The organism is Nostoc sp. CALU 1950 (assembly GCF_051172895.1).
Lineage (GTDB): Bacteria > Cyanobacteriota > Cyanobacteriia > Cyanobacteriales > Nostocaceae > Nostoc > Nostoc edaphicum_A.
Genome location: NZ_JBDNJQ010000099.1, coordinates 16,683 through 29,494, shown reverse-complemented (window position 1 = coordinate 29,494; position 12,812 = coordinate 16,683). Strand labels below are relative to the sequence as shown.

The 12,812-nt window shown below is 42.9% G+C and carries 13 protein-coding genes and 1 tRNA gene; 10 read left to right on the top strand and 4 right to left on the bottom strand.

The window, feature by feature from the left end; translation table 11 throughout:
* Positions 1 to 245 (top strand): hypothetical protein (locus ABF638_RS23970; protein WP_435025441.1); only part of this gene is annotated, 245 nt, incomplete at its 5' end.
* A 150-nt stretch (positions 246 to 395) separates the two neighbouring features.
* Here ABF638_RS23970 and ABF638_RS23965 read toward each other — a convergent pair.
* The 3 genes from ABF638_RS23965 to ABF638_RS23955 form a co-directional block, all read right to left on the bottom strand.
* Complete coding sequence (locus ABF638_RS23965; RefSeq protein ID WP_435025440.1) at positions 396 to 1,508, bottom strand: tyrosine-type recombinase/integrase; 1,113 nt, start codon at positions 1,506 to 1,508, stop codon at positions 396 to 398.
* A gap of 155 nt (positions 1,509 to 1,663) precedes the next feature.
* On the bottom strand, positions 1,664 to 2,347 hold the full coding sequence (locus tag ABF638_RS23960) for a group I intron-associated PD-(D/E)XK endonuclease (RefSeq protein WP_435025443.1): 684 nt from the start codon (positions 2,345 to 2,347) through the stop codon (positions 1,664 to 1,666).
* Positions 2,348 to 2,386: 39 nt separating this feature from the next.
* Positions 2,387 to 2,459 (bottom strand) — tRNA-Arg (locus ABF638_RS23955).
* A 358-nt stretch (positions 2,460 to 2,817) separates the two neighbouring features.
* On the opposite strand from ABF638_RS23955, the gene ABF638_RS23950 reads away from it, so the two are divergent.
* From ABF638_RS23950 to cutA, 4 genes are all read left to right on the top strand, one after another.
* Positions 2,818 to 3,477: an Npun_F0813 family protein gene (locus ABF638_RS23950; protein WP_435025439.1), complete on the top strand. Its 660-nt coding sequence runs from the start codon at positions 2,818 to 2,820 to the stop codon at positions 3,475 to 3,477.
* Between the two features lie 140 nt (positions 3,478 to 3,617).
* Positions 3,618 to 4,469: a hypothetical protein gene (locus tag ABF638_RS23945; protein ID WP_435025438.1), complete on the top strand. Its 852-nt coding sequence runs from the start codon at positions 3,618 to 3,620 to the stop codon at positions 4,467 to 4,469.
* Between the two features lie 21 nt (positions 4,470 to 4,490).
* Complete coding sequence (locus ABF638_RS23940; protein WP_435025437.1) at positions 4,491 to 5,492, top strand: transposase; 1,002 nt, start codon at positions 4,491 to 4,493, stop codon at positions 5,490 to 5,492.
* A 5-nt stretch (positions 5,493 to 5,497) separates the two neighbouring features.
* Complete coding sequence (gene cutA, locus ABF638_RS23935) at positions 5,498 to 5,830, top strand: divalent-cation tolerance protein CutA (protein ID WP_435025436.1); 333 nt, start codon at positions 5,498 to 5,500, stop codon at positions 5,828 to 5,830.
* Between the two features lie 174 nt (positions 5,831 to 6,004).
* Here cutA and ABF638_RS23930 read toward each other — a convergent pair whose 3' ends face one another.
* Positions 6,005 to 6,946: an ADP-ribosylglycohydrolase family protein gene (locus ABF638_RS23930; RefSeq protein WP_435025435.1), complete on the bottom strand. Its 942-nt coding sequence runs from the start codon at positions 6,944 to 6,946 to the stop codon at positions 6,005 to 6,007.
* 395 nt (positions 6,947 to 7,341) lie between these two features.
* Between ABF638_RS23930 and ABF638_RS23925 the strand changes: the two genes are divergently transcribed.
* From ABF638_RS23925 to ABF638_RS23905, 5 genes are all read left to right on the top strand, one after another.
* The gene (locus tag ABF638_RS23925; RefSeq protein ID WP_435025434.1) at positions 7,342 to 7,881 is read left to right on the top strand and encodes a hypothetical protein; all 540 of its coding nucleotides are present in this window, start codon (positions 7,342 to 7,344) and stop codon (positions 7,879 to 7,881) included.
* 240 nt (positions 7,882 to 8,121) lie between these two features.
* Positions 8,122 to 10,038 carry a sulfite reductase, ferredoxin dependent gene (gene sir / locus ABF638_RS23920; RefSeq protein ID WP_435025433.1) on the top strand — a complete coding sequence of 639 codons (1,917 nt, stop codon included), beginning with the start codon at positions 8,122 to 8,124 and terminating at the stop codon, positions 10,036 to 10,038.
* A gap of 108 nt (positions 10,039 to 10,146) precedes the next feature.
* Entirely contained in the window at positions 10,147 to 10,791 is a 645-nt protein-coding gene (locus tag ABF638_RS23915) for a Uma2 family endonuclease (protein WP_435025432.1), read from the top strand.
* A gap of 13 nt (positions 10,792 to 10,804) precedes the next feature.
* Positions 10,805 to 11,554, top strand: a complete 750-nt coding sequence (locus ABF638_RS23910; RefSeq protein WP_435025431.1) for a 16S rRNA (uracil(1498)-N(3))-methyltransferase — start codon at positions 10,805 to 10,807, stop codon at positions 11,552 to 11,554.
* Between the two features lie 64 nt (positions 11,555 to 11,618).
* On the top strand, positions 11,619 to 12,692 hold the full coding sequence (locus ABF638_RS23905) for a tetratricopeptide repeat protein (RefSeq protein ID WP_435025442.1): 1,074 nt from the start codon (positions 11,619 to 11,621) through the stop codon (positions 12,690 to 12,692).
* Positions 12,693 to 12,812 lie beyond the last annotated feature (120 nt).

Sequence of the window (12,812 nt, the reverse complement as noted above, 5' to 3'; positions counted from 1 at the left end):
GCCTATACCGAGAGAGCTTTTTTACAACATTCCCGACTTTTCAAACATCCTCTAACTGGCTACTTCGGAACTATCAAGAGCAACCTAAGCGCCAAAAGTCACTTAAAGAAACCCTAGAGGAAATAAATAGAAATAATGAGAAAATGACGGTTACAATAACCAAACTAGAAACAGCGATCGATAGGCAAACTAAGGTAACTGAGAAGTTACTAGAATGGTTACAGAACGCACCGAGTAAACACTAGATAAATCAATGATGAAACAAATAGCCCTCTGGATGTCCAGAGGGTTTTTTAGTCGGGGATTAGGATAACGTGTTTTCCTAGACCCCTCTTTAGTCTATGGCTACAGCAGAAATATAAGATAGTTTGAGTTATTTAAGACACCTAAAAACCTTATCTGATGGGTATATCCGGTAACTCTGGGCGGTTAACCAGATGCCCATACGTTTGCATAACCATCCGGGTGTCTCTATGCCCAAGCAAATATGCTACCCCAGTAACAGGTGTGCCTTGGTCTATGGCATGGCTAGCAGTTGTATGCCGAGTTGTATAGGGTCTTCGGTAATCTACACCGACTTTAGTTAGTACCTTAACCCAGTACCTCTCTCGGAAGTTACCATCATCTATGGTTTTTCCTTTGACCGTAGTAAACACTAAGGAATCTTGCTCAGGTTTAGGAGGTCTGATCGACCACAACAGTAACCGTAGCTCCTCAGTCAGTCCCAGATGTCTATTACCGCCTGTTTTAGTCTCCTTTCTAACCCTCTGATACCCGTTACCCGCCCAGTCTCTAGAAAGACTTTCTTGGATGGTTATAAGCCCCTGGTCGAAGTCCACATGACACCAACGTAACCCAATAGCTTCAGATGTCCTAACACCAGTAGCTAATAAAAGCTTAACAAAGGGCGCGTAGTGGGGGGCTAACTCTTCAAAGCCCCGGATAATCACTTTTATCTCTCTGGAAGTAAAGGGTTTGATTGACTTCACGTACACCCTGCGGTTTTTTAGCTCGTCATAAGGGTTAATATTTATCAGGTTTTTTGATACAGCCCAGCGATAGCATCTTTTCACATAACCCAGGCGTTGATTAAAAGTTGAGGGGGCTAAGTTATATTGGGTCAGCCACAGGGTATTGAGCAAATCGGGGGTAGCTTTAATAATCTGCTGCCTAATAGCTTTATAATGATGTTGTCTGGTAGCAACTGAAAGGTTAAGGCTATCTACCCAACAATCCCATAGTTCTAACAACGTTTGAGTTTTTAAGGTTTGGCTACCGTGTTGTATTGGTTGCTGCTTTGGAGTTAGCCTATATCGGTCTAGTGTTGGGTCAAAGTTCTTAGCCAGGATGTCATTTTGTATTTGGCTAGCGATCGCTTGACCCGTTTTGAAGTCCCTATGGTTAGTAAACTGACCTCCCGGTATTGGGTTAAATGAGTACCTTTTACCCCCTACGGAGAACTTTAGCTGAATAGAGCCATTATTATTAACTGGCTTGATTTCCCTCACTGTCCTAACCCCGTCTTAAAGGTTGTGCTAGGACTCGCTAGGGTGTTTACAGGTAAGGCTTCTGGGGCTTCTAGGCTACACCCTTGGTAAGGGTGAGGTCACGAGTTCAATCCTCGTCACGGGCTTTTTAAATGAATATAAACGAAAGAGAAGCATTAAGTTGCGGTTTTTTCATGAGCTTTCTTAACCCAATACCCTCTAGGTGGCTTTTCTAAACCATAAGCCTTACACCACTTTTCTACAGCCTTATCAGACACGCCAAAATCTCTCCCAATTTGTGCGGTTGGCCTTTCCCACACCAATTTTTCTAGTTCTTCTTTTGATGGCCTTTCAACTTTTCTGGTATGAATTCTAGAGTCTGGGTTAACCTTTCTTGTTGTTAAATCAACGCCAAACTCCTTGTAGGTTCGCTTAGACGCTACTTCAGTCAAGTCTGTAAAATCCTCCCACCAGTAAAAGGGTGTAGCTGAATTAGGTATCTGGGTAGTTATGTAGCAACCCTTAAAGTTAATTGATGGATAAACAACCTTATCTGTGTCAGGCAGATAAACAGCATAAAAGTCAAAGTCATTTACTTTGTACTTCTTCTGATGAGTCCCATTTTTATCTACCCAAATAGTTTTATTGACTACTCTGTTATCTCCCGCGTATTTAGCTTGGATTTTGTAAAATTTATCGTCTTTGTAGGCAACAAAATCAAAAGGTAAATGCTCACAAACAACTGGCGTGAGAATCAAATATCCTTTAAGCGTTAGATCCGCGATCGCTTTCGTAGCAGCAATATCGCCCTTGTTCTTGGTATGATGCAGCAACAACGAACCCTCAAATGTGAAAATCATCATATCATTTCACATTTGAGGGTTCATATTGAGTTCAAACGAGCGCGGCAGGGTTCGAACCTGCGACCGATTGCTTAGAAGGCAATTGCTCTATCCACTGAGCTACGCGCCCAAAACAAAATAATGGCTCCCGAAGGAGTCACCTACACTATTATATCGTCTTCACCTACCAAGAAGCAATCAAAAATTGCAGATTTCCCACTAGCAAGGCTAAGATGCTAGTCGCTAGTTAGTGCAATCTACACCGAAAACAAAACAGATGGGGTATTGGTTTAGATATATTGAGTTGTCAAGGGGTTATTTGCCTGTTAACCCCAACGCCCTCTGGGCAGCTACCTTCGGAAAGGATCTGGCGATCGCTAGGCTCATTTCCACAGTATGCTAGGTAATTTCAGCCTTGGCGATGCTGCCAAATGCCATTATATATTCCATATTAAGAGTGCCCCTGTGAGGAGTTATTTGCTAGTGCCATGTTTATTCTCAAACGGCAGGATGTTGAAATATCAAGCATTCAGCACCCAAAAAAGGATCAGCAGGTGCCGATTCTCAATTATCAAGGGCAAACTTTTCGCTTGATTAGCGTTTTTAAAGCTAGTCAAGAGGAAGAAGCTAGAGCCTTATGGAGAGAATTAACGGATAACCGGGGTAAAGCCTGTGTTTTGCTGGAAGAACCCGAACGCTTTAGTGTTTGGGGTAAAATCCGTTTAGAGCAACTGGATAGTGACACAGGCGGTCATGGCAAAACGGCGATTTTAGTCCAAGCCGGTATTTTGCTGTTGCAGGGTGTTTCTATCGACATTGAAGAGTTTTTAGGTGCTAGGCAAGCTGCATTATTTGAAAAAGATATTGCGGAGGTGTTCAAGCAGAAACAATTTCCCCAAGCATCCTCCCTAGAAGCGGTTAAATATTTGGTATCTACTAATCCTTTGCCGGCAGCCAAAATACCTGATTGGCAAGAAAATCATGTAGTTATCCTATTACAAGAACTGCATCGATTAGGGAAGGCCTATTTTGGCAATGCTAATTTTACCAAACAAGTGATTTATAAGCTAGAAGATATGCCAGAAGCCGAGCGATCGCTGTTTCTCAGTTGGCTGAATCAATCGCCTCTGGGTAAACTATGGCAGTAGCATGGAAATTTTTTCACAAAATTCCTGCCGCTGGCACTTGCTTTTGGTGTCAGATTGTGTATTACCTAATAGACACACTGCTAGATATACAGTCATTTAACTCAAAATACTGCCAGAGTGCATCTACATAGTCAAGTCCTATGAATAACTCTTACGAGAATTCGTTCCTTTCTAAATCAATTTTCACCACTCAGAACATTGTCTTAGCTAATATTGGCTGGGCCGTACTGGCGCTGCTATACTTTTTATTGTTTAGTGCCAAAGTTCCCGGAGCGGATGGCATAGAAAGCCGAGCCGAGTGGTATGTGATTGGCACAAATATTTTTGAAGCTTTCGCTTATTTGGGTGCCAGTATCTTATGCTTGAGGAACTGGCTGAGTCCGCAAATCGTCAGTGGCCGGAATGTTTGGCTCTTAATTGGCTTAGGTATGCTTTCCTATTTCGTTGGGGGAATATTTTTCGGATATACCGAAATAATTTTAAAAGATGAACCGGATGTGTCTTTAGGCGATATATTTTTTGTACTTAGTTATCTATTACTTGGCGCAGGCATGATTTTAGCTGTGGCTTCCAGGCGAATCAATCTGGAAAAATGGCAGTGGCTAATTGTGTTAGCAATTGCAATGTTCGGTAGTTTGTTGGCATGGTGGATTTCTATGCAACAGGGAACACCCTCAGAACTGCTAGTCGCTATTTTGAATTGGTTTTACGTAGTTAGCGATGTGGTTTTGTTAATTATTGCTACCACTCTGTTGCTAGCCTTTTGGGGGGGAAGAGTTTCCCAGTCTTGGCGAATGATTGCAGCGGCGGCATTTTCGCTTTACATTGCAGATATGTGGTTTAAATACGCCCAAGACCCCAATTATCAAAGTGGGGAAATCTTAGAAGTGTTTTGGGTGTTTAGTGGAGTGTTATTTGGACTGGGCGCTGTCTTAGAATATGACGCATCACTAAGACGAACGCGGCGTACCAGCGGACGTAAACGAGCTTAGTAAAGATTTTTGGTATCTACCGTGAGAAAACTAACAGACTCTGACAAACAAGAAATTCTTAAATTATATCGAGAGACTGCCGAAACAACCTCAACTTTGGCAGACCGCTATGGTGTGAGTAACTCGACAATTAGTCGCCTGCTCAAAAGCACTTTGCCAGAAGACGAGTATGAATACTTAGTCTCCCTAAAGCGGGCTGCGAGAACTCCTGAGGGAAGGGCACAGGTAAGCTACGAGCAGTTACCACTGCTGAGTCAACCAGAGCCGGAAATAGAAGTTCCACCCATCGAGAGCCACCCTGTGGAAGTACCGAAGGTTGAACCACAGCCACGTCGGGTAATTCATGTAGAGGAGCAACTTTACTCAGAGGAAACGGCGGAATCACTCGCTGCTAGTAGACGGGTGCGGCGACGCCCCTCGGCGGCGGAAAAACCCAAACTCCGAGTCACAGAGAAATTAGAAACTCCAGAGCCAAAGCCGCCGGAAATAGTCAGCATCCCCATCCCACCCCTCAAGAATGAACATCCAGGAGCGGCCGTCATCGCGCACATGCTGGGCGATGATTTGCTCGACGAATCAGAGGATTTGGATGATTTAGAAGATGATGATTTAGAAGATGATGACTTTGAGGAAGAAGACTTTGATGACGATGACCTGGATGATGACAGACCTTTAGTCACAAAAAGAAGACCAGGTGAAGCATCAGTTCAAGTTTTACCTTTGTCGATAGCCAATTTGCCGAAAACTTGCTATTTGGTAATTGACCGTTCCTCAGAATTAATTACCAGACCTCTCAAGGACTTTGGTGATTTGGGGCAAATTCCCAGCCTGGAAACCCAGCAAAGAACTCTACCAGTGTTTGATAATCATCGCGTCGCCAAGCGTTTTTCTACGAAGCGCGATCGCGTGATTAAAGTTCCCGATAGTAAAATGCTCCATAAGGCTCGTACTCATTTGGAAGCCAAGGGCATTACGCGATTGTTGATTGATGGTCAGGTCTATTCTTTGTCTGCAACGCTTTAGAGGTCATGGAGACACCTGCTGGCTATGGTGTGGTATTGGTGACAGCTGGCAACATGCAGGAGGCAGAAGCAATTGCAAATGCCCTTGTGGAAGCTAAACTCGCTGCTTGTGTGAGTCTGTTACCAATCCACTCAATTTACAGATGGCAAGGGGAACTGCATAAAGAGCAAGAATGGCAATTATTGATTAAAACTGATTTGGCACAATTTCCTGCAATGGAGGCCAGAATTAAGGAACTGCACTCCTATGAAGTGCCAGAAATTATTGCTTTACCAATTGTTGCCGGTTCTCAAGCCTACTTGCAGTGGATTTCTCAGCAAGTTAAAAGTAAAGAGTGAGGAGTTAGAATTTTCATAACTCCTCACTCTCAACTACTAACTCTAAGCATCAACAGCTGCTTCAAATCAAACTAGTACAGCACGGCGGAGGCAAACCGCCTATTCAACAAAATCAATGAAACGCTTATGCTGTATTAATTTTGACTTTTGACTTTTGACTTCCGCGCAGCGGTACTAGCTGTAGACAGCCCTTGCAAAACGTTCTGCCAAGTAGATAATGTCCTGTCTACGAGCAATTTGGTTCATCCATTGTTTGGGAATATTTTCCACGCCGTAGTAAATACCCGCTAACCCACCGGTGACGGCAGCGGTAGTATCTGTATCTCCGCCTAAGTTGACAGCTTTCAGCACTGCTTCAGAATAAGATGAGCTATTTAACAAGCACCATAAGGATGACTCTAAGGTATCAATCACATAGCCACCAGAATTAATCTCTTCTACTGGTACCTTGGCAATCTCACCACTGAAAACTCTGCCAAAATGCGGCTTCTCTAATAAAAATTCTCGGACAGAATAAATTGTTTGGATGTCTTGCAATCCTTGTAAATAAGCTGTTTGAAGGTCAGCCCCTTCCAAGAGCGCCACTGCAATACTAATATAAATGCCACAGGCCATTTGCGATCGCGCATGAGCATGAGTAATCGCCGAAACATCATGCACCCGTGCCAGCAATTCGCCTAAAGTCAAGTTTCTGTGACAATAAGCCATCGGCAAGATTCTCATCAACGAACCATTGCCATTACTATTTTCAACCTTCCCACCCGCTTGATGGGGAACAACTCCCTGTTTCAAGCGCATAATTGCTGTGTGGGTAGTTTGACCAATATCAAAGACATCGCCACGGGGAGTCCAGTAAGCCTCCTTGTACCAGCGCCAGAAGGAATTGGCTATGGCATCCAACGAATACCCTCTACAAAGGCATTCCGCCAAGCAAAAGCTTAAGGAACTGTCATCTGACCAAGTTCCTGGTGGTTGATTCCATGTGCCATAACCCAACATCGTTGTCACTGGAGATTTTACTCGTTCAGCACGGCTAGTAAACTCCACCGGCACACCCAACGCATCACCGACACATAAACCCATCAAACCAGACAACGTTTTTGCAGCGGTTAGCATTATTCAATCTCCACAAGAATTGCTCAAAATTAACTTTATAGATTCCCTCTATAGCTTGTTGCAACAGATGCTACAGCCTACTTTTTCACAGATTATGAAAAGCTTGGCAAAAAAAATGTTAATCGAATATTTTATTTGCCATGTCCCAACTTAGTTTTAGTTCCAAATATTGTGACAGTTTCAAAAGCGTCTATCTGGAGATAAAGAAGCAGGATGAAAATACATTTAAATGTAATTATAACAACTTATTTATAAATTTCAGGATTAGTTAACCTGTAAGCGTTATGCATCAATAACAACAGTCATTTAAGAAAATTTGAGAATCATTTGGAACATTCTCGCATGATTTTCGACCTTGAATATATAAGTAAAAAATACAAATTTTGGTGAAAATTATGAAACGCTTACTCAAGTCTTTCTTGACAATTTCTGCATTGTCTTCCTTAATAGTTGCTCCTTTTGTTCTATCAGCTGGTCAAGCTTCTGCTGAAACCAAAAAGGGTACTGATGCTAGTTATGTTGGTGCTGGTGTTGCAGCTGGCGTTACCAGTGGCGGACAAGGTATCAATGATGATGCCACATTTGGTGGTAATGTCACAGGTCGTGTGAAATTAGGAACTACGCCATTTTCTGCACGCGGTAATGTCCTCTGGAGTGATAAAACAAGTGCCATTATCCCAGAACTTTCTGTGGATGTACCCATCGCTAATAGAACTAACGCCTATTTAACCGGTGGTTATTCTTTTGTAGAGAAAGATGGCTCACCAACTCCTATAGGTAACAAAGATTCAGTAGTGGTAGGTGCTGGTGTTGAATCGGAAGTTGCTAACAATTTCCTCGTCTACACTAATGCCAAAGTCGGAATTGGTGCTTACCAAAATAGCGATGCTTCTGCTGTTAGCATTAATGGTGGTATTGGCTATCGCTTCAAATAAAAGATTATTGAGTCCTCAGTCACTCTATACTTTATTTAAGTACTCAGGACTCAGCACTCAAAACTCACTACTCCAAAAAGCTGGTTTTGTTAAGTGTTACATTACTGACAAAGCCAGCTTTTGCCGTGGTAAAATTAGAATATTCCTCATTATTCCGGCCGGATTACCGGGGATCAAGTAGCCGAAGGGTGCTGATTCGGCGTCTACATAATGCTTTATTGAGAATCCTATACAAGTCTAATGGTTAAATCTGCTCCTTCCCCCATCGCTAGCCGTAAGCCTTCCAAAGTAGAAGGAATCAAGGAAAATAGTAATTTTTTGCGTGAACCTGTAGCAACTGAGATCCTTCAAGATACTACCCATTTTACCGAAAATGCGGTGCAGCTTTTGAAGTTTCATGGTTCTTACCAGCAGGATAACCGCGACAACCGCACCAAGGGACAGGAAAAAGATTACCAGTTTATGCTGCGGACAAAAAATCCGGGTGGTTTAGTACCGCCAGAGCTATATCTGGCTTTAGATAAAATAGCTGATGAGTATGGCAACCATACGTTACGAGCCACTACCCGTCAAGGTTTCCAACTGCATGGAATTTTAAAGAAGAATCTAAAGTCAGCAATTGCCACCATTGTCAACAACCTGGGTTCGACTTTAGGAGCTTGCGGCGACATCAACCGCAATGTGATGGCACCACCAGCCCCCTTTAAGAATCGCCCAGACTATCAGTATGCTTGGGAGTATGCCCAGAATATTGCTGACTTGCTGTCACCACAAACGGGCGCTTATTACGAGATTTGGCTAGATGGGGAAAAAGCAATTAGTGCTGAAGAAGACCCAGAGGTGAAGGCCGCGCGACAGCGCAATGGGAATGGCACAATTATCCATGACAACGAAGAACCGATTTATGGCACGTACTATATGCCCCGCAAGTTTAAAATTTGCGTAACGGTGCCAGGGGATAATTCGGTTGATTTGTATTCCCAAGACCTGACGTTGGTAGTGATTACCAATAAAAAGAAACAGTTAGAAGGATTTAATATTTTTGCTGGTGGTGGTTTAGGTAGAACCCACGGTAAAGAAGAAACTTTCGCTAGGTTAGCAGACCCCATCGGTTATGTGGCGAAGGATGACGTTTACGACATTGTGAAAGCGATTGTTGCTACCCAGAGAGATTATGGCGATCGCACCGACCGTCGTCATGCCAGACTAAAATATCTAATCAACGATTGGGGTGTAGAGAAATTCCGTACCCAAGTTGAAGAATATTTTGGTAAATCAATTGAAGCCTTCAAACCACTGCCAGAGTTTAAATTTTACGACTTCCTCGGCTGGAATGAACAAGGTGATGGCAAGCTATTCTTAGGAATTTCCATTGAAAATGGTCGAGTCAAGGATGAAGGTTCGTTTCAACTGAAAACCGCCTTGCGGGAAATTGTCGAACAGTTCAACTTACCCATCCGCCTCACATCCAACCAAAACCTGATTTTTTACGATATTGAACCAGATAGCAAGCAAGCTATTCAAGATATTCTTAGCCGTTACGGTGTCGGAGACGAACCCAATAAAATCGAACCTTTGGTGCGGTATGCAATGGCTTGTCCGGCTTTGCCTACTTGCGGCTTGGCAATCACGGAATCAGAACGGGCAATACCAGGTATTTTGGAGCGGATTCGCGCTCTGTTAGATAAATTAGGTTTACAAAAAGAACATTTTGTGGTAAGGATGACAGGATGCCCCAATGGGTGTGCTCGTCCTTACTTGGCTGAATTGGCCTTTGTTGGTAGCGCTCCAGAATCTTACCAATTATGGTTAGGGGGTTCGCCAAATCAGACTCGACTAGCACAAACTTACACAGAAAAGCTGCACCATAATGACTTAGAAAGCTTCTTAGAGCCGATTTTTGTTTACTTTAAGAAATTTCGGAAATCTAAGGAAAGCTTCGGTGATTTTTGCGATCGCGTTGGTTTTGATGCCATCCGCGAATTTGCTGCTAGCTATGAACCCCAAACAGCCAATGGTGCAAACAAATCGCGCCATCGGGTAAATTTAAAAGAAGAGGTTTATAGCAAGTTGAAGGAAGTAGCAGAAAGCCAAGGTAAACCGATGACTCAGTTGGTTACTGAAGCGCTAGAGGCTTACTTCCAGAATCTTTCGTAAGCCGAAAAGTTTAAGATAACTACAGAAAGACACAGATAAATCCATCTGTGTCTTTCTCGCGTAAATCCTAATACAGTTTAGGTAACACATCCACAGGAAGACTGAACTATGGTAACGACAGCAAAATTTGCAGAAACTAGGGATGTGCTGCAAAACATCAGCTGGCAGACATTCAAAGCTATGCTGGCAGATATGGGATCTGAGCGAAATAAAAGGCTAGCTTATGACAACGGAATAGTAGAAATTATGACCCCGTTGATGCCACACGAGAATTCAAACCGTTTAATTGAAGGTTTTGTTCTTGTGCTGTGTGAAGAATTTGGTTTAGAAGTCAAAAGTGCTGGCTCGTTGACTATGACGCGGGATGATTTGGAGCAAGGAGGCGAACCGGACAGTAGTTACTATATCCAAAATGAATTGTTAGTCCGCAACAAAGAAAATATTGACTTGAATACAGATCCACCACCAGACATAGTACTAGAAGTGGAATATTCTAGACCCAAAATAGACAAGTTAAGCCTTTATGCTTCAATGGGAGTCCCAGAATTTTGGCGGTATAACGGAAATGTCTTGAGAATTTACGCCCTTAACAGTGGGCAATATTCGGAAAGCGATCGCAGTCCAACTTTTGCGCCTGTGTTGGTGACAGAGATTCCCCGATTTATCCAAGAAAGCAAGAAAGTTGGACAAATAGCAGCAACTCGTGCTTTCCGTACCTGGGTTAGACAGCAGATGTCTACAGCAGGGCAATAATTTATTAAAAAAAATGTCTCAACTGCAAAGAATTGCGATCGCACCTTCCCAACTCCAACAAGGGCAAATTTTGCTCACAAAAGAACAGCAACATTATTTGGCCCGTGTGCTGCGTTTGCGTGAAGGCGATCGCTTTATCGCAATGGATGGTAAAGGAAAATCGTGGTTAGCGCAGCTAGTAGGGGAAGAAGCACAGGTTTTAGAACCACTTTTAGTAGAAACTGAATTACCTATATCGATTACGCTGATGGTGGCGTTGCCTAAAGGCAATGGATTTGATGAAGTGGTGCGGTGTAGTACAGAGTTGGGAGTAGCTTGTATTGCACCAATATTGAGCGATCGCACTTTACTTCATCCTAGTCCTCAAAAGCTCGAACGTTGGCGGCGCATCGCTGCGGAAGCCGCCGAGCAATCAGAGCGCTCTTTTGTGCCGATAATTTTAGAGCCTGTTGCTTTTAACACAGGTTTGTCATTAGTCATTGGTCATTCATCATTTGCAAATAGCCAACAATATATCTGTGTAGCGCGTGGTGAGTTTCCCCACTTAAAAGATTGCTTACAGCACAAAGGACAAATGACAAATGACATAGGACAAGAAAAAATTGTCATTGCTACCGGCCCAGAGGGAGGATGGACAACACAAGAAATTGAAAATGCGATCGCATCTGGATTTCAACCTGTTTCTCTTGGTCGCCGCATTCTGAGAGCAGTTACGGCCCCAGTAGTAGCATTATCCTTGATTACCGCAGCTTGTGAAGTATAAATGATGTATAGCTCACGCAAAAATAATTTTGCATGAGACATCACTCCACTGTTTATTTAAAGTGATGATTGAGCAAGTTGCGATCGCCTTTGAGCATAAAGATTATCAAACAGCTGCTAAATTACTCAAACAGCTGCTAGTAGAATCGCCAGAACATCCTTGGGTACAATATTATCTCGGCCGGCTGCATGAAGTATCTGGAAAGCGCCAGGATGCGGACAACGTTTATCGGCAACTGCTGCGAGATACAAGGAATGCCAAAATAGTAACGCTCGCACGCGAAGCTTTGCGACGACTACAAGAAATGGAGTTAGAAGAAAGACAAAGAGCCATTTCCCAAGCAAAATCTGAACCAAATAATACTGAACTTGGCGTACTAGTCTTAGAGCCACTCAGTAACGAGATGAAAGCAGAAGCATCTCGGAAATTCGCTCAGATTATGCAACTAGATCCCTACACTGCACGGCTATTATTACCAAGTCGTGGCTGGAGGTTGTACCGCACTGGACAAGTGGGAGAACTAAAATTTTACGGCAAACAGTTACAGCAAGCTGGTATTCCTTGCTTTTGGGCAACGATAGCTCAAATTCAACAAATTCAAGTTTATCAAGTCAAATATTTTCAAGAATGTACCCCACAAGCTACTGTTGTTTGCCGCAATGAGGCAAATCAACTCGGTTCTCTCACTTTTGATTGGTCAGAAGTCACAGCAAGAGTTGTAGGACTATTGCCCATTTTCGAGGAAGTGGTAGATCGAGATGTGCGCGGTAAACTGGAACGGAAAACTCAAACACAAGACTATGCCCAGTTTTGTGATTTACACCTCCCTGGTAGACGTTGCATTCTCCGACTTGATGATAACGGCTATGAATTTCAGCAAGGTTTAGAAATCATTCCCCAAGCTAGCCAAAATACAATCAGAATTAATTGGAATAGTTTATCGAGTTGGATTGACCAGCAACTACCTGACGCCAAAATTTGGTCAGATTTCACGTCCTTTGCAGATACAACATTAGATCAAACAGAAATGCTGAGTCATATCAAGTCTCACATTCATTTGTTGCGTAGAAAACAGACTAATTGGGACTCAGCTTTTCAGCTATATAGTGGACTGGTGTTGCTTAAAGATGCCAATTAGTTATGCAAAGAAACCGACTCTAAAAGATGCAGTTGTAGTGGAGAAAATTAAGCGATCGCTCCTAAATTGGAGAGTTCTCCATCTACAACTGACAAAGTTATCTTAACCTTATAATCTACA